The sequence below is a fragment of the Streptomyces sp. NPDC058758 genome (assembly GCF_042746075.1).
Taxonomy (GTDB): Bacteria; Actinomycetota; Actinomycetes; order Streptomycetales; family Streptomycetaceae; genus Streptomyces.
This window is the reverse complement of sequence record NZ_JBHYPS010000004.1, coordinates 269,181-290,679: the sequence shown is the minus strand read 5'-3', so window position 1 is coordinate 290,679 and position 21,499 is coordinate 269,181. Positions and strand designations below refer to the sequence as shown.

General features: G+C 71.2%; 13 protein-coding genes. 9 read left to right on the top strand and 4 right to left on the bottom strand.

Features of this window, described 5'->3' with window-relative positions; translation table 11 throughout:
* The first annotated feature begins 135 nt into the window (after positions 1-135).
* Positions 136-6,597 (top strand): RHS repeat-associated core domain-containing protein, encoded by a 6,462-nt coding sequence (locus tag ACFW6A_RS07735; RefSeq protein WP_351841789.1) that lies wholly within the window; start codon positions 136-138, stop codon positions 6,595-6,597.
* Positions 6,598-6,659: 62 nt separating this feature from the next.
* Entirely contained in the window at positions 6,660-7,151 is a 492-nt protein-coding gene (locus ACFW6A_RS07730; protein ID WP_351841595.1) for a hypothetical protein, read from the top strand.
* Positions 7,152-7,409: 258 nt separating this feature from the next.
* Here ACFW6A_RS07730 and ACFW6A_RS07725 read toward each other — a convergent pair whose 3' ends face one another.
* Positions 7,410-7,637: a hypothetical protein gene (locus ACFW6A_RS07725; RefSeq protein WP_351841593.1), complete on the bottom strand. Its 228-nt coding sequence runs from the start codon at positions 7,635-7,637 to the stop codon at positions 7,410-7,412.
* Between the two features lie 217 nt (positions 7,638-7,854).
* Positions 7,855-11,058 (bottom strand): BTAD domain-containing putative transcriptional regulator, encoded by a 3,204-nt coding sequence (locus ACFW6A_RS07720; protein ID WP_351841591.1) that lies wholly within the window; start codon positions 11,056-11,058, stop codon positions 7,855-7,857.
* Between the two features lie 154 nt (positions 11,059-11,212).
* Here ACFW6A_RS07720 and ACFW6A_RS07715 point away from each other — a divergent pair, with 154 nt between their 5' ends.
* Positions 11,213-12,439 carry an amidohydrolase family protein gene (locus ACFW6A_RS07715; RefSeq protein ID WP_351841589.1) on the top strand — a complete coding sequence of 409 codons (1,227 nt, stop codon included), beginning with the start codon at positions 11,213-11,215 and terminating at the stop codon, positions 12,437-12,439.
* A 43-nt stretch (positions 12,440-12,482) separates the two neighbouring features.
* On the opposite strand, the gene ACFW6A_RS07710 is transcribed toward ACFW6A_RS07715, so the two are convergent.
* Positions 12,483-12,896, bottom strand: a complete 414-nt coding sequence (locus ACFW6A_RS07710; RefSeq protein ID WP_386485853.1) for a PIN domain-containing protein — start codon at positions 12,894-12,896, stop codon at positions 12,483-12,485.
* The gene (locus ACFW6A_RS07705) at positions 12,893-13,114 is read right to left on the bottom strand and encodes a type II toxin-antitoxin system VapB family antitoxin (protein ID WP_030495222.1); all 222 of its coding nucleotides are present in this window, start codon (positions 13,112-13,114) and stop codon (positions 12,893-12,895) included. The genes ACFW6A_RS07710 and ACFW6A_RS07705 overlap by 4 nt, the downstream gene beginning before the upstream one ends.
* Positions 13,115-13,272: 158 nt before the next feature.
* On the opposite strand from ACFW6A_RS07705, the gene ACFW6A_RS07700 reads away from it, so the two are divergent.
* From ACFW6A_RS07700 to ACFW6A_RS07675, 6 genes are all read left to right on the top strand, one after another.
* Positions 13,273-14,190: a TIGR03619 family F420-dependent LLM class oxidoreductase gene (locus tag ACFW6A_RS07700; protein ID WP_386639332.1), complete on the top strand. Its 918-nt coding sequence runs from the start codon at positions 13,273-13,275 to the stop codon at positions 14,188-14,190.
* Between the two features lie 11 nt (positions 14,191-14,201).
* Positions 14,202-14,963, top strand: a complete 762-nt coding sequence (locus ACFW6A_RS07695; RefSeq protein ID WP_351841583.1) for an SDR family NAD(P)-dependent oxidoreductase — start codon at positions 14,202-14,204, stop codon at positions 14,961-14,963.
* Between the two features lie 101 nt (positions 14,964-15,064).
* Positions 15,065-16,189, top strand: coding sequence for an LLM class flavin-dependent oxidoreductase (locus tag ACFW6A_RS07690; RefSeq protein ID WP_386639329.1), 1,125 nt, complete (start codon positions 15,065-15,067; stop codon positions 16,187-16,189).
* A 163-nt stretch (positions 16,190-16,352) separates the two neighbouring features.
* Complete coding sequence (locus tag ACFW6A_RS07685; protein WP_386639326.1) at positions 16,353-18,080, top strand: amidohydrolase family protein; 1,728 nt, start codon at positions 16,353-16,355, stop codon at positions 18,078-18,080.
* The gene (locus tag ACFW6A_RS07680; RefSeq protein WP_386481111.1) at positions 18,077-19,534 is read left to right on the top strand and encodes an aldehyde dehydrogenase family protein; all 1,458 of its coding nucleotides are present in this window, start codon (positions 18,077-18,079) and stop codon (positions 19,532-19,534) included. Before ACFW6A_RS07685 ends, ACFW6A_RS07680 begins: the two co-directional genes overlap by 4 nt.
* Before the next feature lie 364 nt (positions 19,535-19,898).
* Complete coding sequence (locus tag ACFW6A_RS07675; RefSeq protein WP_386481114.1) at positions 19,899-21,464, top strand: APC family permease; 1,566 nt, start codon at positions 19,899-19,901, stop codon at positions 21,462-21,464.
* Positions 21,465-21,499: the final 35 nt, after the last annotated feature.

Sequence of the window (21,499 nt, the reverse complement as noted above, 5' to 3'; positions counted from 1 at the left end):
CGCACAAGGCGATCCGCTTTGAGGACGACAGGGACGGAGCAGATGAGGGTTGACGCAGTCATGACAAGACGGGTCGGTGGTGGGAGACGGGGACGCGGACGCGCCCTCGTCCACGCGCTGGCGTTGGCGATGGTGATGCCGGTGGGACTGATGCCGGTGGCACGGGCCGCGGACGACAAGGGGGGCCTGGGCCGACCCGAGTTGCCCGACCAGCGGGTGAGCAAGGTCAGAACGGTCGACGGCCTGGGGGCGGAGAAGGCCCGGGCGAAGGTGGCCGCCGACCGGCAGATCAACGCCGCACAGGCCGGACGGGCCCTGGCGGAACAGGCTGGCGCCTGGCCACGGTCCGGCGAGGCGACCCTGCCGCTCTCCGGCGGCAGGGCGGGCACTGCGGAACCGGGCGGTGTCCCGGTGACCGTCGAACCGAAGACGGCGAAGGCGAACGGCACTCCCGCCGAGACGGCTCGGATCACGGTCCTGGACCAGAAGGCGGCCGCCGAGGCCGGCATCACCGGTGTCCTGCTGACCGTGGAGGCGAACGCCGCCGGCCCGGCCGGCGTCTCCGTCGACTACTCCGGATTCGCCTCGAAGGTGGGCGGTGGCTGGGCGCAGCGCCTGCGGATGGTGCAGCTCCCCGCTTGTGCGCTGACGACTCCGGAGAAGGCGGAGTGCCGTACCCAGAAGCCGCTGAAGTCGACGAACGACGTACGCGAGCAATCCGTCTCGGCCCAGGTGGCGCTGACCGCGAGCGAGGACGGCGTCTCGACGCAGCTGGGCTCCGAAGCCTCAGGCGCGACGGTTCTGGCCGTGACGGCGACCGCGGCCGGGGGAGGCCAGTCGCCCTCGGGCACGGGCAACTACTCCGCGACCGCACTGGCGGAGTCGTCCTCCTGGCAGGCCGGCACCAGCTCCGGCTCGTTCACCTGGTCGTACGGTTTCTCGCTGCCGCCGGCGGCAGCCGGTCCGTCGCCGACGATGTCGCTGTCGTACGACTCGGGAAGCATCGACGGCCGTACGGCCACGACGAACAACCAGGGCACCTCGGTCGGCGAGGGCTTCTCGATGACCGAGTCCTACATCGAGCGCAGCTACGGCCCCTGTGATGACGACGGCCACACGGACGTGTTCGATCTGTGCTGGAAGTACGACAACGCCCGCGTGGTGCTCAACGGCAAATCCTCGCGGCTGGTGAAGGACACCGCCACGGGCGAGTGGCACCTGAAGGGGGACGACGCCTCGAAGGTCGTCCGTTCCCTCGGCGCCGACAACGGCGACGACGACGGCGAGTACTGGAGCGTCACCACCGGCGAGGGCACGCGGTACGTCTTCGGCCTGGACAAGCTCGACGGCGCCACCACCGAGCGGACCAACTCGGCCTGGACCGTGCCGGTCTTCGGTGACGACTCCGGTGAGCCCGGTTACGCGGGCGGCGACGCGTTCGCGGACCGGTCGCTGCGGCAGGCGTGGCGCTGGAACCTCGACTACGTCGAGGACGTCCATGGCAACGCCTCCACCTACTGGTACGCCAAGGAGGACAACTTCTACAAGAAGAACGACGCCACCACCGCCGACGCCTCCTACACCCGCGGCGGCTATCTCAAGGAGATCAAGTACGGTCTGCGCAAGGGCGCGCTGTTCACCGACGACGCCGACGCCAAGGTGACCTTCGGGTACGCCGAGCGGTGCACCGCGTCGGACTGCGGTTCACTGACGAAGGAGACGGCCGACAACTGGCCCGACGTCCCCTTCGACTCGATCTGCGCCAGCGGGGACGACGAGTGCCTGGCGACGTCGCCGGCGTTCTTCTCCCGCAAGCGCCTCACCGCGGTGAACACCTACTCCTGGGCCGTCGCGACCGGCACCTACGAGCCGGTGGACTCCTGGGCGCTGACCCAGCAGTACCTGGACGGCGGTGACATCGGCGACACCAGCGACCAGGTCCTGACGCTGCAGTCGATCAAGCGGACGGGCAAGGCGGGCACCACCGCCATCGGAATGAACCCGATCTCGTTCACGTACCAGATGCGGCCCAACCGGGTCGACGCGACGGATGACATCCTTCCGCTGACCCGCCCCCGCGTCTCCACCGTCACGTCGGAGACCGGGGCGATCACCACGGTCGCGCTCTCGTCACCCGAGTGCGTCCGCAGCGAGGTGCTGGGCGCGGCGCAGGACACCAACACCCGCAGTTGCTATCCGCAGTACTGGAACGTCAACGGCTCCTCGGAAGCCTCGGTCGACTGGTTCCACAAGTACCGCGTGCTCGCCGTCTCCGTCTCCGACCCCTCCGGGCACAACGAGGCCGTCGAGAACGCCTACGAGTACACGGGCGCGGCCTGGCACTACAGCGACGAGCCGCTCACCCCGAAGGACGAGCGGACCTGGTCCGACTGGCGCGGCTACCGCCAGGTCACCGTCTACACCGGCGCCCTGCAGCGGACCCGCTCCAAGACGGTCTCGCTCTACATGCAGGGGATGGACGGGGACAAGAAGAAGGACGGCACGACCAAGTCGGTGACGGTCGCGCCGCTGGCCCAGCCCGCCGTCGGACTCGCCACCCTCACCGACAGCGACCAGTACTCCGGTCAGCTCCGTGAGAAGGTCGTCTACAACGGCGCTCAGCCGATCTCGGTCAGCGCGTCCCAGCCGTGGTCCAAGGAGACCGCCCGACAGACCGGGGTTCCGGACGCGGCCGACCACGTCGCCCGGTACGTCCGCACCCGGCAGAGCACCACGTACACGTACCTGACGGCCTCGGACACCTGGCGCCACCGGGCCGTCCAGAGCACCTTCGACGCGTACGGCATGCCGGTCACCGAGGAGGACTCCGGCCTGTACGGCACCTCCGGCGACGAGACCTGCAAGCTCACCTGGTACGCCCGCAACGAGGCCACCGGACTGACCAGCCCCGTCTCGCGCACCCGGATCGTGGGCAGGCCGTGCTCCGTCGCCGACGCCGACCTCGACCTGCCGGTGGACTCGACGCGCCGCGGTGACGTGCTCTCCGACACGGCGGTCGCCTACGACGGCGCCACCACCTGGTCGGCGACGGCGAAGCCGACCAGGGGCCTGGCGACCTGGACCGGCCGCGCCCAGGGCTACGGCACCGCGGGGGCGCCCAGCTGGCAGAAGGTGGCCTCCACCACCTACGACGAGCTCGGCCGCCCTCTGACCGTGGCCGACATCGAGGGCAGGACCACCGGCACGGCCTACACCCCCGCCGCCGCCGGCCCGCTGACCAAGACCGTCGTCACCGACGCCAAGGGCCACAAGTCGGCCAGCTTCATCGACCCGCGACGTGGGCAGCCGCAGCAGACCTTCGACGCGAACACGAAGAAGACGGAGCTGGCCTACGACGCTCTCGGGCGGCTCACCGACGTGTGGCTGCCCAACCGGAACAGGGCCGCCGGCTACAGCCCCAACAGCAGGTACGCCTACTCGCTCAGCAACACCGAGCAGCCCTGGGTGTCGACCGCGACGCTGAAGAAGGACGGCACCACCTACAACACCACCTACGCGATCTACGACTCCCTGCTGCGCCCGCTGCAGACCCAGTCGCCGACCCCCCACGGCGGCCGGCTGCTGACCGACACCCGCTACGACACCCGCGGCATGGCGTACCAGACCCATGCCGACATCTTCGACACCACGGCCACCCCGACCGGCACGTACGCCCGCGCCGAGTACGGCGAGGCTCCCACCCAGACGGAAACCGTCTTCGACGGCGCCGGCCGGGCCACCACCAGCTCGCTGTACGTGTTCGGCGTCAAGAAGTGGTCCACGTCCACCAGCTACACCGGTGACTCCACCGCCACTTCCGCGCTCCAGGGGGGATCGGCCACCCGGACCGTCACCGACGTCCGCGGCCGGACCATCGAGACCCGCGCGTACGCGGGAACGGACCCGGCCGACACGAGCTACGGTGCGACCACGGGCTCCTCGTACACGTCGACCGCGTTCACCTACACCCTGGACGGCAAGCAGACGTCGATCACCGGCCCGGACGGTACGACCTGGTCCTACGGGTTCGACCTGTTCGGCAGGCAGACGACCTCCGACGACCCGGACAAGGGCGAGACCCTCACCGCGTACAACGCCCTCGACCAGGCCGTCAAGGCCACCGACTCACGCGGCCAGTCCGTCCTGACCGACTACGACGAGCTCGGTCGGCCGGTGGCCACCTGGTCCGGTTCGAAGACCGACGCCAACCAGCTCACCGCCTACACCTACGACACCCTGCTCAAGGGCCTGCCCACGTCCTCGACCCGCTACGTCGGCGGCAAGACGGGCCAGGCGTACACCACGAGCGTCACCGCCTACGACACCCTCTCCCGGCCCGTCGGAAGCAGGCTCCAGCTGCCCGCCAACGACCCGTTCGTCCTGGCCGGCGCACCCGCCGCGGTGGACTACACCAGCGCCTACAACATCGACGGGACCCTGCAGAACACCAAGGAACCGGCTCTGGGCGGCCTGCAGGCCGAGGTCGTCGGCTACGGCTACGACACCCTGGGCAACCTCGCCTCGATCACCGGCGCCACCGGCTACCTGCTGGGCGTCGACTACTCCGCCCTCGGCCAGCGGCAGCAGCTGATCATGGGCACGGCCGACTCCGAGGAACACAAGAAGCTGTACGTCACCCAGACCTTCGAGGAAGGAACCGGACGCCTGACCCGCAGCCACGTCACGGACCAGACCCACCCGTACATGCTGCAGGACCTCACCTACACCTTCGACCAGGACGGCAACGTCACCGCGATCGCCGACCCCACCACCCTCGGCGGCACCTCGGCGGCCGAGACCCAGTGCTTCACCTACGACGGCCACCGCCGCCTCACCGAAGCCTGGACCCCCACGTCCCGAGACTGCTCCGTCCCGCGCAGCGCCACGGCGCTGTCCGGTCCGGCCCCGTACTGGACCGGCTACACCTACAACCAGGCCGGCCAGCGCGCGACCGAGACGGTCCACAAGACCACCGGCGACACCACCACCAAGTACTGCTACACGAGCACCCAGCCCCACGCCCTCACCGGCACCAGCACCGCGGCCAACTGCACCACCCCCACCCGCGCCTACACCTATGACACCGCCGGGAACACCACCAAGCGCCCGGGCAAGACCGGCACCCAGGACCTCATCTGGTCCCCGGAGGGCAAGCTCGGCAAGGTCACCGAGTCCGGCAAGAGCACGGACTACCTCTACGGAGCCGACGGAAACCTCCTGATCCGCGCCACCCAGGGCGGCGAGCGGATCCTCTACGCCGGCGCCACCGAACTGCACCTCAGGGCCAACGGCACCACCTGGGCGCAGCGCTACTACGCCTCCGGCGGCATCACCGCAGCCGTCCGCTCCAACCAGAGCGGCACCCAGAAGCTCACCTACCTGGCCGGCGACCGCCACGGCACACAGAGCCTGGCCGTCTCCGCCGACGCCACCCAGGCGATCAGCAAGCGCTACACGAGCCCCTTCGGCGCCGAACGCGGCACCCCCACCGGCACCGCCTGGCCCGACGACAAGGGATTCCTCGGCAAGACCGACGACAAGAGCACCGGACTCACCCACATCGGCGCCCGCCAGTACGATCCGGCCCTCGGCCAGTTCATCAGCGTCGACCCGCTGCTCTCCCCCGACCAGCACCAGTCGCTGAACGGCTACAGCTACGCCAACCAGCACCCGGCGACGGCGTCCGACCCCTCGGGCCTCAAGGAGATCATCACCGAACGCGGTGGCGCCGCCGACAGCCAGTACCTCAGCGACAACGACGCGACCCTGAGCGGTGGCCCGGGCAACTGGACCTACCAGCAGGGCGACGAACCGCCCATCACCTTCAGCGACTCCGGTTCCTCGGGCTCCTCGGGCGCCTCGGGAACGGGCGGCGGCTACGCCCTCCAGGGCGTGACGGGCGCCACGTACAACCCCCTGACGGGAACCCTGGTGCCGCCGCTCGGCCACTTCGGAGATTTCCAGAGCTTCATCAGGTACCTGAACAGCATAGAAACCTACGGAATCATCGACGAAGGACTCCCGAACAATGAATGGGAATCCTCCAGGGCGCTGTTCTTCGGATGGTTCTGGGGCGGCGGTTACCCCCTGAAGCCCCAGGAGAACTTCCGGGGCGGGGACAAGTTCACGGCGATCCTCGCCAGTGACGCGACATTCGCGAAGTGGCGGTCCATCCTCGTCGGCCAGGCGGTCAAGGACGGCATGGGCGCCCCCAACGCCAAGATGGAGGCCAAATTCTCGTACCAGGACAAGGGGCCCGAGCCCGGCAGTCCGTGGTGGCGCGTGAATTCGCTGCGAGGGGCCGCCCTGGATCTCTCGGGAACCCTGAGCAATGGAGCGGTCGGCATGCGGAATTCGGCGGACGCCTTCCTCGGCACCTATTCTGCGACGGGCCGGATCGTCTCGGTCGACCGGGACAAGGGAACGGTGCAGCTCCAGTTCACCGCGACAAACACATCGGACTGGAGATCCGCCACCCACTTCATACCCAAATCGTGGAACCCGCTCTTCGAGAAGACTTTCGGAGCGGCGACTACGCAGAATTTCTCCTGGCGAGAGAACCTCCCGCTGAACAGCTGCATGTGCGTGATGAAGTAGTCTAGGGAATACCTGTGGGCGGCCTCGTGGCCGCCCACAGGTCTGGGGAGGAGTTCACGACCATGTCGGTCAACACATTTGGAAGAGCATTTCGGATCTCTGCACTGGTGATGGCCGTCGGGTTCTTCTCGGCAGCCTGCTCCGGTGCGGAGGAACTGTCCCGCGTCACCGCTGGATCGGTGTCCGGAACGTGGACGGGCGGGAACGGCGGGACCGTGACCCTGCAGGCCGACCACCGCTTCAGCACCTCGGGCATCGACTGGGGCACCGCGTCCGCGGGAAGCGGATGCCCCCGGGGCAAGGGGGACGGCACCTGGGCCTTCTGGGGATCCGACCCGGACAGCCCGGAGACGTCATCGGCCCTGGAGAAATACACCGAGGGCGATACGGTCAACCTCTCCTTCAACGAGGTCGAGCAGGGAAGCTGCCTGATCAACCTCAACGTCATCGAGGGAGGAAGCACCCTCTGCGTCTCGGATGACATCGAGGTGCCGTGCTCCCTGGACCTCAGGTTCACCAAGGCGGGTGCGGACGCGGGGCACAAGAACCCGTGAGACGTGCGGTGTCCGGTCCTCAGCGGCGCGGAATGGACACCACGCGACCGTCGAACAGCGGGAGGGGCCGGGCAGATGCCCGGCCCCTCCCGTCGGTGGTCCGATCGCGTTGCGCACGGTCCTCGCCGGACGGATCCCCCCTGGTTCCGCCGGGCGTTCCCCCGGACCGTGCGCTCCCCCGTCGAACGGACCCCTGTGGTCGGCGCCGGCGGCTCCCCCGATGGCGCCGCCGGTGCCGTCTTCCCCGTGGGGAGTGGTCTACTTGGCCGGCTCCGACGTGATGTGCACGTTGCCCAGCGGGGCGGCCGTTCCGCTGTCGGCGGTGACCGGCTCCTCGGTGATGTGCACGTTCTTGATGCCGATCTTCTCGGCTATGGTGCCGGCGGCCTCGGCGTCCGTGATGTGGACGTTCTTGGTCTCCAGGTCGGCGGTCTCGCCGCCGGTGATGTGCACGTTCGCCGGCTTGATGATCTGGTCGTCGCTCATGGCCACTCCTCGATGGTTCGGCAGGTGGGTCGGGGGGTCACGTCCGGCTGTTCCCCCGTTGGACGGCCGGACGTGACCCAATGCAGGGCCGATCACCCTAGTAGGTCGGGGTGTCGTACCCACCGCTGACCCGTCTGCCCCCCGACGCGACGGATCGATGGGTTGAAGCATGCCGCCCGGCGATAAACGAACGATGAACGCGCAGCCGGGGGGGGGCTCACGCCGCGGGCGAGTGCGTCAGAAGGCCCCGTACCTCCTCGGCTTCGGGCGACTTCGTGGCCTCGAAGATCGTGAGGGCGTCCTGCCAGCACACGACGGCGCGACCGTGCTGTCCTATGCCGCGCAGAGCGTGTCCCAGCACGGTGAGTACCTTGCCCCGGCGCCATTCGCCGCCGACATCGCGCAGCACCGTGAGCGCCATCTCGGCGTTGGAAGCGGCCCGGGCGTACTGGCGGCCCGCTATGTCGACTTCGGCGAGACGGAAGAGCGTCATGCCCTCCCACAGACGCTGCCGACTGTCGGTGAACGTGGTGAGCGCTTCCTGCAGGCAGCGGGAAGCGTCGGAGAGCTGGTTGCCCTCGGTGAGCGCGATGCCCATCGCGTACCGGCCATTGGCCCCCTTCAGGGCGTGACCGAGTTCGTCGTACATCGCGGTGCCGCGCCGGGCCAGGGCGACGGCCGTGCTCGCGCGCCCGGTCGCCAGGTGGACCCTGGACTGGTTGCACAGCGCGCTCGCCTCGCCGGCCAGGTCCTCGCAGCGCCGGAAGTCCTCGATGGCCCGCATGAGGTGCTGCTCGGCGTCGGCGTAGCGCGCCTGGTAGAACGCCACGACCCCGAGGAGGTTCGAGGCCCAGCACAGGGGGAGCGGATCGGGCGACCCGACCGAGAGCGTACGGGCCTTGCCGGCCTCCTCGCCGGCCAGGTCGAAGCGGCCGGACAGCTGGTGCACGTAGGCCAGCACGATGGCCACGCGTCCCTGCGTCCGGACGTCACCGGTGCGCAGCGCCGCCTCCCGCAGGAGGGTCGCGACCGTTTCGTACTCCCTGGAGTTCGCGCCGGACTCGGCGAGGTCCAGGGACGCCCAGAGGAGGTCGACGGCGCGGCGGAGGGTGGTGGGGGTGGTGGCGGACTGGCGGACGCAGGCGAGGAGGCAGTGGGACTCGGAGTAGAGCCAGTCCTGGGCCTGGTGGCGGTCGGTGAAGGCCAGGCCCTCGTACGTCGTCGGCTCCAGGTGGTCGACGAGGCGGTCGCCGGGGCGCTCGATGGCGTACACGCGGGCGGCGGTCGACAGGTAGAAGTCGAGGAGGCGGGAGAGGGCGTTCTCCTTCTCCGTCGGGGGGTGTTCGTCCCGGTCGGCGCAGGCGCGGGCGTAGAGCCGGACCAGGTCGTGGTAGCGGTAGCGGCCCGGGGCGGCGGATTCGAGCAGCGAGGTGTCGACCAGGGCCTCCAGGAGGTCCTCGGTGTCCCGGAGGGGGAGGTCGAGGACGGCCGCCGCGGCGGCCAGGGAGATGTCGGGGCCGTCGGCGAGGCCGAGCAGGCGGAAGGCGCGGGCCTGGGCCGGTTCGAGCTGGCCGTAGCCCAGCTCGAAGGTGGCCTTCACCGCGAGGTCGCCGGCCTGGAGCTCGTCGAGGCGGCGGCGCTCGTCCGCGAGCTTCGCGGCGAGGACGGAGACCGTCCAGGTGCGGCGGGCCGCGAGGCGCGAGGCGGCGATGCGGATCGCGAGGGGGAGGAAGCCGCAGGCGGCGACGACGTCGAGGGCGGCCTCGCGCTCCGCCTGGACCCGCTCCTCGCCGACGATGCGGGTGAAGAGCTGGAGGGCCTCCTCCGGGGACATCACGTCGAGGTCGACGAGGTGCGCGCCCGCGAGGTCGACCATCCGGATGCGGCTGGTGACGAGGGCCGCGCAGCCCGGGGTGCCGGGCAGCAGGGGGCGGATCTGGGCCGCGTCCCTGGCGTTGTCCAGGAGGACCAGGACGCGGCGGCCGTCGAGCGTCGAGCGGTAGAGGGCGGCCCGGTCCTCCAGGGCGTCGGGGATGGCCGAGTCGGGGGTGCCGAGGGCGCGGAGGAAGGAGCCGAGGACGGTCTCCGGGGCGGCGGCCCGGGCGCCGGCGCCCTGGAGGTCGACGTACAGCTGCCCGTCGGGGAAGTGCGGGCGCGCCTCGTGGGCGACGTGCACGGCGAGGGTCGTCTTGCCGACGCCGCCGATGCCGGCGAGCGCCGAGACGGCCATGACGTGGCCCTCGGCGGTGGCGAGCCGGGCGCCGAGTTCCCGTACGAAGGCGGTGCGGCCGGTGAAGTCGGGGACCGTGGCCGGGAGCTGGGCCGGCCGGGCCACCGGGGCCGCGGCCGGGGGCTGCTCCTCGACGGGGCGGGCCAGTTCGGCGTCGCCCTGGAGGATGCGCTGCTGGAGGCGGGCGAGTTCGGGGGTGGGGTCGACGCCCAGCTCGTCGGCGAGGAGCCGGCGGGTGTCGGCGTACACGGCGAGCGCCTCGGCCTGCCGTCCGCCGCGGTAGAGCGCGAGCATGAGGAGTTCGCGCAGGCGCTCGCGGAGCGGGTGCGCGGCGGTGAGCGCGGTCAGTTCGGAGACGGCCTCGGCGTGCGCGCCGGTCTCCAGGTCGACGTCGAGGCGGGTCTCCAGGAGGGTGAGCCGCCACTCCTCCAGGCGGGTCCGCTGGTTCTCGGCGTACGGCCCCGGGACGGAGGCCAGGGCCTCGCCGTCCCACAGGTCCAGGGCCTCGGCGAGCCGGGCCCGGGCGCCGGCCCGGTCGCCGGCGGCCCGCAGCCTCTCGGCCTCGGCGGCGAGTTCCCGGGCGCGGGTGAGGTCGAGCGCGGTGGTCCGGAGGGCGTATCCGCCGGACTCGCTGGTCAGCACCTCGGCGCCGAGCACCTTGCGGAGGCGGGAGGCGTAGGTGCGGAGGGCGGCGAGCGCCTGCGAGGGGGGCTCCTCGCCCCAGAGCGCGTCGATGAGTTCGGCGGCGGTGGCGGTCCGTCCGCTCCGCAGGAGCAGCGCGGCGAGCAGGGCCCGCTGCTGCGGTGAGCCGGTGGCCAGCGCCTCGCCGTCCCGCCAGGCCCGTACGGGCCCGAGCACGCCGAACCGCAGCCCCTCGGGTCCCGCCTGACCGCCGGGGGCGGGGCGCGCGCCCGTACCGGTCCCCGTGCCGGAGTCGGTTCCCGTGCCCGTGCCCGTCGTGGTGCCTGTGACGGAGCCGGCGTCCGTACGCGTACCGGAGCCGGCGTCCGTACGCGTACCGGAGCCGAGGCCCGTCCCCGTACCGGAGCCCGTCCCCGTACCGGAGCCCGCGCCCCCGTCCGCGCTCCGTTCCGCCGCTCCCGTCCGCTGCCGGGGTACGCCGATGTCCGCCCCGGCCTCGTGCCTGCCGGGGCCCTGCGCCGGGACGCGCGGTCCGTTGTCCTGCCCCATGGCTCCCCCTGCCCTACCGGTGGTATCGCCCCGGACAGTCTGCCTTGTCCGGAGGGAGCGCGTCAGCATCGGGGCGACGTTGTGGAGGAGCTGTGACCGGGTCCGGCCGTCACGATAGCTGACGGTTCGTCAGATCAGCGCTACCGTGAAGGACATGGAGACCCAGGAGACCTTCCCCAGGATCATCTCGGTGGACGACCACACCGTGGAGCCCCCGCACGTCTGGCGGGACCGGCTCCCGTCCCGGTACCGCGGCACCGGTCCGCGGATCGTCCGCGCTCCGCTGAAGGAGATGACCTTCCTCGGCGGCAAGTTCGCGCCCGTCATGGGCGCGCGGGGCGACGACGGGCCGATCGGCGACTGGTGGGTCTACGAGGACCTTCACCGGCCCCTCACCCGGCTCGACACCGCCGTCGGCTACGACCGGGACGAGATACGCCTCGAAGTCATCACCTACGAGCAGATGCGGCCGGGTTCCTTCTCCGTCCCCGACCGGCTCGCCGACATGGACGTCAACCACGTCCAGTCCGCGCTCTGCTTCCCGACCTTCCCCCGCTTCTGCGGCCAGACCTTCACCGAGGCGTCCGACCGCGAGCTGGGCCTGCTCTGCGTGCGCGCCTACAACGACTGGATGGTCGAGGAGTGGTGCGGGCCCGAGGCGCAGGGCCGGCTGATCCCGCTCACCCTCATCCCGCTGTGGGACCCGGAGCTGGCCGCCGCCGAGGTGCGGCGGAACGCCGCCCGGGGGGTGCGGGCCGTCGCCTTCTCCGAGATCCCGCCGCACCTGGGGCTGCCCTCGGTCCACACCGACCACTGGGACCCCTTCTTCCGGGCCTGCGACGAGACCGGCACGGTCATCGCGATGCACATCGGCTCGTCCAGCCGGATGCCGTCCACCTCGGCGGACGCGCCGCCGGCGGTCGGCTCCACGATCACCTTCGCCAACTGCTGCTTCTCGATGGTCGACTGGCTGATGAGCGGCAAGTTCGAGCGCTTCCCGAACCTGCGGATCATGTACGCGGAGGGGCAGATCGGCTGGATCCCGTACATCCTGGAGCGGGCGGACGTGGTCTGGGAGGAGAACCGGGCCTGGGGCGGGGTCGCCGACAAGGTCACCCGGCCGCCGTCGGAGCTCTTCGCCGGGCACGTCTTCGGCTGCTTCTTCGACGACGCCTTCGGGCTGCGCAACCTCGACGCGATCGGCGCGGCGAACGTCCTGTACGAGACGGACTACCCGCACTCGGACTCCACCTGGCCGAAGTCCAAGGAGGTGGGGGAGGCGCAGATGGGCCACCTGCCGCCGGACGTCGTCGAGCGCATCGTGCGCGGCAACGCGATCGACCTGCTGGGGCTGAGCCCGGAGGGGCTGTGGCGGCCGTGAGGCGAGGGGCGGGGGCCCTCCCGGACCTCCGCCCCCATGCCGCCTAGGGCAGGACACTCCGGACGTTCTGCTCGCTCACGTCTGGCGCGTGGCGGGCGACGGTCCGGTAGTCGTCATCGTCGTGGAGGACCGTCAGGCCGTGGTGGGCCGCGGTGGCCGCGATGATCAGGTCGACGGCCGAGGCGCTCCGGTGCTCCCCGGCCCGCGCCATCCGGCGCTGCACGGAGTCGATCCAGCGGCCGGCGTTCTTGGGTACGGCGACGTCGGGATAGAGCTCGGTGAACATCTCGGCGATCTCCTCGTACTCGCGCCCGCTCCGGGCGCTGTGCAGGAACTCGGCGCGCTGCGGGTAGCACGACGCGATCGCCTCGGCGTCGATCGCGTCGTACCAGGCCGACTGGAGTGCGGGGTCGCCCAGGAGCCGGACAAGGCCGGACGTGTCGAGGAGGTAGATCACCCGGCGTCCTTCTCGGCCCGATGGCGCCGCTCGGCATCCTCGACCGCCCCCCAGTGGCGGGCCCGCTCGAAGTGGCGCCCGATGCGGGCCGCGCGCTCCTGCCGGTCGGCGTAGAAGCGCAGGGCCAGGTTGACGGCCTCTTTCTTGGTCCGCGCCTTGGACAGGGCCATGGCCCGCTCCAGCGCGTCCTCGTCTATGTCGATCTGGGTCACGGCCACGGCGGGCCCTCCGTCCGTATGGGTCATGTATGAAAAATTGTACTCCGTCCACATCCGGCTCGCCGGGCGATCCGGCACGCCCCTTGCCTGATGGTCCGTCAGGGGCCAGCATGGCCCCGTCGCCGTAACTGACGTAGCGTCAGATCTAGGGGGTCCCCGTGGTGCTCTACGGCATGCAGCTGCCCGTCCAGTCCCAGTCCGCGATCTACGCCGAGCCCTGGGAGGCCGCCGCCGGCCCCGCCGACCTGGTCGCGATCGCCCGGGCCGCCGACGCGCACGGCTTCGACTACGTCGCCTGCTGCGACCACGTGGCCATCCCGCGCCGGCTCGCCGCCGGGATGAGCACCGTCTGGTACGACCCGGTCGCCACGCTCTCCTTCCTCGCCGCCGCCACCGAGCGGGTCCGGCTGCTCTCGCACGTCGCCGTCGTCGGGCTGCGGCACCCGCTGGTCACCGCCAAGGCGTACGCGACCCTGGACCACCTCTCCGGCGGCCGGCTGGTCCTCGGGGTGGGCGCCGGGCACGTCCAGGAGGAGTTCGATGCGGTCGGGGCGGACTTCGCGCGGCGCGGGGCGGTGCTCGACGAGACGATCGACGCGCTGCGGGCGGCGCTCGGCCCGGAGGAGTACCCGGAGCACCTGGGGGAGCGCTTCGCCTTCAAGGACCTGGGGCAGCGGCCCCGGCCCGCGCAGGAGCGGGTCCCGGTCTGGGTGGGCGGCTCCTCCCCGGCGGCGGTGCGGCGGGCCGCGCTCAAGGGCGACGGCTGGCTGCCGCAGGGCGACCCCCGGGACGTGCTGGCGCGCCGCATCGGGCGGATCCGGCGGCTGCGCGAGGAGGCCGGGATCGAGGAGCCCTTCGTCTTCGGCGCGATCGCCGAGCCGCTGTACGTCGGCGTCCCCGGCCGGGACGTCGGTCGGCGCACGCTGTCCGGCGCCCCGGAGGAGCTGGCGGCCTCGCTCCGGGAGTACGGGGAGCTGGGCGTCGGCCAGATCCAGGTGCGGTTCCGCAGCCGGAGCCGCGGTGAACTCGTCGACCAGATGGCGGCCTTCGCCGAGGGGGTCGCCCCGCATCTGTAGGGAGTGGGCACATGGGCAAGCTGGACGGACGGGTCGTGATCGTCACGGGCGCGGCGCGCGGGCAGGGCGAGCAGGAGGCGCGGCTCTTCGCCGCCGAGGGGGCGCGGGTGGTCCTCGCGGACGTGCTCGACGGCCCGGGGGAGGCGCTGGCCGGGGAGCTGGGGGAGGAGCGGGCGGCGTACGTCCACCTGGACGTGACCCGCGAGGAGGAGTGGGCGGCTGCGGTGGCGGCGGCGAAGGAGCGGTTCGGGCGGATCGACGGCCTGGTGAACAACGCCGGCGTCCTCCGCTTCAACGAACTGCTCGCGACCCCGCTGGAGGAGTTCCAGTCGATCGTCTCGGTCAACCAGACCGGCTGCTTCCTGGGCATCCGCGCGGTCGCGCCCGAGATCGCGGCGGCCGGCGGCGGCACGATCGTCAACACCGCCTCGTACACGGGCGTCACCGGCATGGCCGGGGTCGGCGCCTACGCGGCCTCCAAGCACGCGGTGCTCGGCCTGACCCGGGTGGCGGCCCTGGAGCTGGCCCCGAAGGGGATCCGGGTGAACGCCGTCTGCCCGGGCGCGATCGACACCGCCATGAGCAACCCGGAGGGGGTGGACCCGGCCGCCACCGGCGAGCTGTACCGCAGGCTCGTGCCGCTCGGCAGGATCGGCCGCCCGGAGGAGGTGGCGGCCCTCGCCCTCTTCCTGACCTCGGAGGACTCCTCGTACGTGACGGGTCAGCCGTTCGTGATCGACGGCGGCTGGCTGGCCGGGGTCTCCCTCTTCTGATCCCCCTCCGACTCGATCTGACGATCCATCAACTATTGACACGGCGCAGCGCATCCAAGAATCTGACGGAACGTCAGAAACTCACGAGGACGGTGACTTCCGTGGAATTCGGGATCTTCGTACAGGGATACGTCGGCAAGCGCGCCGAGACCGATCCCGAAGCCGAGCACAAGGCGCTCATGGAGGAGACCGAGTACGTCATCCAGGCGGACAAGTACAACTTCAAGTACGCCTGGGCCTCCGAGCACCACTTCCTGGAGGAGTACTCGCACCTCTCGGCCAACGACGTCTACCTGGGCTACCTCGCCCACGCCACCGAGCGCATCCACCTCGGCTCCGGCATCTTCAACCCGCTCGCCCAGGTCAACCACCCGGTGAAGGTCGCGGAGAAGGTCGCCATGCTCGACCACCTCTCCGGCGGGCGCTTCGAGTTCGGCTCGGGCCGCGGCGCCGGCTCCCACGAGATCCTCGGCTTCTTCCCGGGCATCACGGACATGAACCACACCAAGGAGATCTGGGAAGAGACCATCGCCGAGTTCCCCAAGATGTGGCTCCAGGAGGAGTACGCGGGCTTCCAGGGCAAGCACTGGTCCCTGCCGCCCCGCAAGATCCTCCCCAAGCCGTACGGCGCCTCCCACCCCGCCATGTGGTACGCCGCCGGCTCCCCGTCCTCCTACGCCATGGCCGGGAAGATGGGCCTCGGCGTCCTCGGCTTCAGCGTCCAGAAGGTCTCCGACATGGAATGGGTCGTCGAGTCCTACAAGAACGCCATCAAGGAGGCCAAGGCCGTCGGCGACTTCGTCAACGACAACGTCATGGTCACCTCCACCGCGATCTGCGCCGAGACCCACGACAAGGCCGTCGAGATCGCCGTCGGCGGCGGCCTCAACTACCTCCAGTCGCTGCTCTTCCGCTACCACGACACCTTCCCCCGCCCCGAGGGCATCCCCGAGTGGCCCGAGCTGCTCCCCGAGTACTCGGCCGAGATCATCGAACTCCTCATCGCCGAGGAGCTGATGATCTGCGGCGACCCCTCCGAGGTCCTCGCCCAGTGCAGGCGGTGGGAGCGGGCCGGCGCCGACCAGCTCTCCTTCGGCCTCCCCATCGGGATCTCCTACGAGGACACGATGAACTCGATCAGGCTGATCGGCGAGCACGTGATCCCCGAGATCGACACCGACCCGGTCCACCGCACCACCCGCTTCCGCCAGTCGGCCGGCTCCTAGCCGAGCCCGCGCGGGGCGGGCGTCCGCCCGCCCCGGGCGGCGGAACAGAGACGCGAGGCGCCCGGCTTCCCGGGCCGGCGTCTCGTCACCCGCCCCGGCCGGCGGCCGTTCCGCGGCGGCCCCGGCCGGGGCACACGCGTGGCCTCGGACAGAAAGGGACGTCATGCTCGACCACCTGATCAAGGGCGCCACCGTCGTGGACGGCACCGGCGCCCCCGGCCGCGTCGCCGACGTCGGCATCCGCGACGGCCGGATCGTCTTCCCGCCCCCCGGCGCGCGGGCCCGCACCACCGAGGACGCCACCGGCCTCGTCCTCGCCCCCGGCTTCGTCGACCCGCACACCCACTACGACGCCCAGCTCTTCTGGGACCCCTACGCCACCCCCTCCATGAACCACGGCGTCACCACCGTCGCCGGTGGCAACTGCGGCTTCACCCTCGCCCCGCTCCACCCCGACCGGCCCGAGGACGCCGACTACACCCGCCGCATGATGTCCAAGGTCGAGGGCATGGCCCTGGCCGCCCTCGAAGAGGGCGTCGACTGGAGCTGGTCCTCCTTCGGCGAGTACCTCGACGCCCTGGAGGGCCGGATCGCCGTCAACGCCGGCTTCATGGTCGGCCACTGCGCCCTGCGCCGGTACGTGATGGGCGAGGACGCCGTCGGCGGACAGCCCACCGACGAGCAGCTCGCGCGGATGACCGCCCTCCTCAAGGAGGCCATGGAGGCCGGCGCCTGGGGCCTGTCCACCACCCAGTCGTCCACCCACTCCGACGGCGACGGCGCCCCCGTCGCCTCCCGGCACGCGGCCCCCGCCGAACTGATCGCCCTCTGCCGGGCCGTCGGCGAGCACGAGGGCACCCAGATCGAGGCGATCCTCGCCGGCTGCCTCGACCAGTTCTCCGACGCCGAGATCGACCTCTTCGTCGAGATGACGGCCGCCGCCGGACGGCCCCTGAACTGGAACGTCCTCACCATCGACGCCGCCGTCCCCGAACGCGTCCCCCGCCAGCTCACCGCCTCCGAGCGGGCCCGCAAGTCCGGCGGCCGGATCGTCGCCCTCACCATGCCGATCCTCACCCCCATGAACATGTCCCTCGGCACCTTCTGCGCCCTCAACCTCATCCCCGGCTGGGGCGAGATCCTGGGCCTGCCCGTCCCCGAGCGGATCGCGAAGCTCCGCGACCCGGACGTGCGCGCCGAGATGCTGCGCCGCGCCGACTCCAGGGAGGCCGGCGTCTTCCGCCGCCTCGCCCGCTTCGGCCGGTACGTCATCGGCGACACCTACAGCCGCGAGAACGAGGGCCTGACCGGCCGCGTCGTGGAGGACATCGCCGCCGAGCGCGGCCAGGACCCCTTCCAGTGCCTCGTCGAGATCTGCGCCAACGACGACCTGCGGACCGTGCTGTGGCCGATGCCGAGCGACAACGACCCGGCCTCCTGGGCGCTGCGCCGCGAGACCTGGGACCACGAGGACGTCCTCCTCGGCGGCTCCGACGCCGGCGCCCACCTGGACCGCATGTGCGGAGCCCCGTACACCACCCGCTTCCTCGGCGACTGCCTGCGCGGCCGGAAGCTGGTCCCCCTGGAGCGCGCGGTGAGGATGCTGAGCGACGACCCGGCCCGGCTCTTCGGCCTGCGCGAGCGCGGCCGGATCGCCGAGGGCTTCCACGCCGACCTGGTCCTCTTCGACCCCGAGCGGATCGACGCGGGACCGGCGACCCTCGTCCACGACCTGCCCGGCGACAGCCCGCGCCTGGACTCGCGGGCCGTCGGCATCGTCTCCGTCCGCGTCAACGGCGTGGAGACGGTCCGCGACGACGAGGTGACCGGGGCGACGCCCGGGCGCGTCCTGCGCTCGGGCCGCGACACGAGGACGGTGAGCACCCGATGACGATCACGGAGAAGCTCTACATCGACGGCGCCTGGACCGAGCCCGACGGCGGCCACTACGAGGTGGTGAACCCGGCCACCGAGGAGGTCGTCGGCCTCGCGCCGGAGGCCTCCCGGGCCCAGGTGCACGAGGCGGCCGCCGCCGCCCGCGAGGCCTTCGGCAGCTGGTCCCGGACGAAGCCCGAGGAGCGCGCCGCGATCCTCGACCGGGCCGCCGCGATCATGGCCAGGGACGCCGAGGCGCACACCCTCCTCGCCCGCGCCGAGACCGGTGCCACCACCGCCACCGCCCGCGGCATGCAGGTCGCCGTCGGCTCCTCCCGCTTCCGGCGGTACGCGCGGGGCGCCCTGGAGCCGGTCGAGGAGGCCCTGCCGCCGCAGATCAACGAGGCCGGCCCGATGGGGAGGGCCGGCGTCTTCGGGGCGGTCGCGGTCCGCCGCCCCGTCGGCGTCGTCACCTGCGTCACCTCGTACAACAACCCCTGGGCCAACCCGGCCGGCAAGATCGCGCCCGCGCTCGCCATGGGCAACACCGTCCTCGTGAAGCCCGCCCCGCAGGACCCGCTGTCGGTCTTCGCGATGGTCCGCGCCCTGGAGGAGGCCGGCGTCCCGCCCGGCGTGGTCAACCTGGTCACCGGCTCGGCGCCCGCCGTGGGCGAGGCGGCCGTCGACTCCCCGGACGTCGACATGGTCTCCTTCACCGGCTCCACCGCCGTCGGCCAGGCCATCGGCGAGGTCTGCGGCCGCTCCATGAAGCGGCAGCTGATGGAGCTGGGCGGGAAGGGCGCGGCGCTCGTCCTCGACGACGCCGACCTGGACGCGGCCGTCCTGGGCATCGGGACCACCTTCTCCTTCTACAGCGGGCAGATCTGCACCGCCCCGACCCGGGTCCTCGCCCAGCGCGGGATCCACGACCGGCTGGTCGAGAAGCTGGCCGCCTACACCGGCCACCTGAAGGTGGGGGACCCGGCGGAGAGGGGCACGGTCGTCGGGCCGGTGATCTCGGCGGCCCACCGCGACCGGGTGGAGGCCCACGTGGAGCTGGGGCGCAAGGAGGGGGCGCGGGTCGTCACGGGCGGCGAGCGCCCGGACCTCGCGAAGGGCTTCTACGTGGCGCCGACGCTGCTCGCCGACTGCACCAACGAGATGCGGGTGGTGCGGGAGGAGATCTTCGGCCCGGTCGTCGTGGTCGTCCCCTTCGACGACGAGGAGGAGGGCATCGCGCTCGCCAACGACAGCGACTACGGCCTGCTCGACTACGTGTGGTCCGGCGACGTCGCCCGCGCCTTCCGGATCGCGGCCCGGCTGCGGGCCGGCGGGGTCGGGATCAACACCGTCGGCCGGAACATGGAGGCGCCCTTCGGCGGCTTCAAGAAGAGCGGCGTGGGGCGGGACGTAGGCTCGTACGCGCTGCACGCCTACAGCGAGCTCCAGGCGGTGGTCTGGCCGGGCTGAGCGGGGCGTGGGCGGGCTTCCCCGACGGGCCCTCCCGGGCCCCCGGCAGGGCCGCGCCCGAAGGACCCGCGGCGGTCGTCCGGTGATCGTCCGGCGGTCGTCCGGTGATCATCCGGCAGCCGTCCGAAGGTCACCGAAAAGTCACACGGGAAAATTTGAAACCGGACATTTCGGGCCTAGCTGCGGTTCCCGCATATCGAACACCCGGCGGCCGACCTACCAGTTGGTCGGTCCGTCGGGTTGGTCGATCTTTCAATCATTGGCGAGTGCCCCGATCTGACCTCGCAATGCAAGGCGATGATCGATCAACTGAGCGGAGTCAAGCCCTCCGGATAAGGAAACCGCAGCATTTAACGTCACGTTCATGACTCAGGTGGACGTACGGCCCCAGGCCGGAGACACGGTAAGGGGCGCGAGCGCCCCGGGGGACACGCACGGCGTGCGCAAGAAGGGCCTCGGCGGCAATTCTGTCGGCCTCTTCGGCAACGCGATCATCGGCATATCCACCGTCGCCCCGGTCTACTGCCTGACCTCCACGCTCGGCTCCACGGCCGGCGAGGTCGGCCTCCAGATGCCCGCCGTCTTCCTCGCGGGCTTCCTCCCGATGCTCCTCGTCGCCTTCGCGTACCGGGAGCTCAACAAGGCCATGCCGGACTGCGGCACCTCCTTCACCTGGACCGTGAAGGCCTTCGGCCCCAAGATCGGCTGGATGTGCGGCTGGGGCCTGGTGATCGCCACGATCATCGTGCTCTCCAACCTGGCCGGCGTCGCCACCTCGTACTTCTGGCTCCTCGCGGGCGAGATCACCGGCAGCGACTCGATCGCCGCCCTGGACGACAACAAGGCCGTCCACATCCTCACCTGTCTCGCCCTCATCGCCGCCGCCACCGCGATCAGCTACCGCGGCATGACGGCCACCAAGGGCGTCCAGTACACCCTCGTCATCCTCCAGCTCGTCGTCCTCGCCGTCTTCGTCGCCCTGGCCCTCTCCAAGGCCGGCTCCTTCGAGACCTCGGTCGACTTCTCCTGGTCCTGGATGAACCCCTTCGCGGTCCAGTCCTTCGCCGCCTTCACCGCCGGCCTCTCCCTCTCGATCTTCATGTACTGGGGCTGGGACACCTGCATGGCCTCCAACGAGGAGACCGTCGGCAGCGACAAGACCCCCGGCCGCGCCGCGCTCATCGCGATGGTCGTCCTGGTCGGCTCCTACCTCGCCACCGGCATCGCCGCGCAGATGGCCGTCGGCTCCGGCGAGGAGGGCCTCGGCCTCGCCAACCCGGAGACCTCCGACAACGTCTTCGCCGCCCTCGCCGGCCCCGTCATGGGCCCGGCCCTCGGCATCCTGCTCTTCGTCGCCGTCCTGGCCTCCGCCGCCGCGAGCCTCCAGACGACCTTCATCCCGGTCGCCCGCACGGTCCTCGCCATGTCCACCTACGAGGCGCTGCCGAAGTCCTTCACCGAGGTCCACCCGGTCTTCAAGACCCCCGGCAGGGCCACCGTCGTCGCGGGCGTCGCCACCGGCGCCTTCTACACCGTGATGACCCTGGTCAGCGAGCACGTCCTGGTCGACACCATCTACGCCCTCGGCCTGATGATCTGCTTCTACTACGGCATCACCGCCTTCGCCTGCGTCTGGTACTTCCGCGCCGACCTCTTCCGCTCCGCCCGCGACCTCGTCTTCAAGGGCCTCCTGCCGGCCCTCGGCGGCGTCATGCTCACGGCGGTCTTCGGCAAGACCCTCTACGACATGTGGGACCCGGCCTACGGCTCCGGCTCCGCCGTCTTCGGCGTCGGCTCCGTCTTCGTCATCGCCGTCGGCCTCCTCGTCCTCGGCGCGGCCATCATGCTCGTCATGCAGCGCCGCAGCCCCGCCTTCTTCCGCGGCGAGGTCCTGACGAAGGAGACGCCGTCCCTGGTGGTGGCCGACTGACCCGGGACCGCATCCGCTCCTGAGTCATCCAGAAC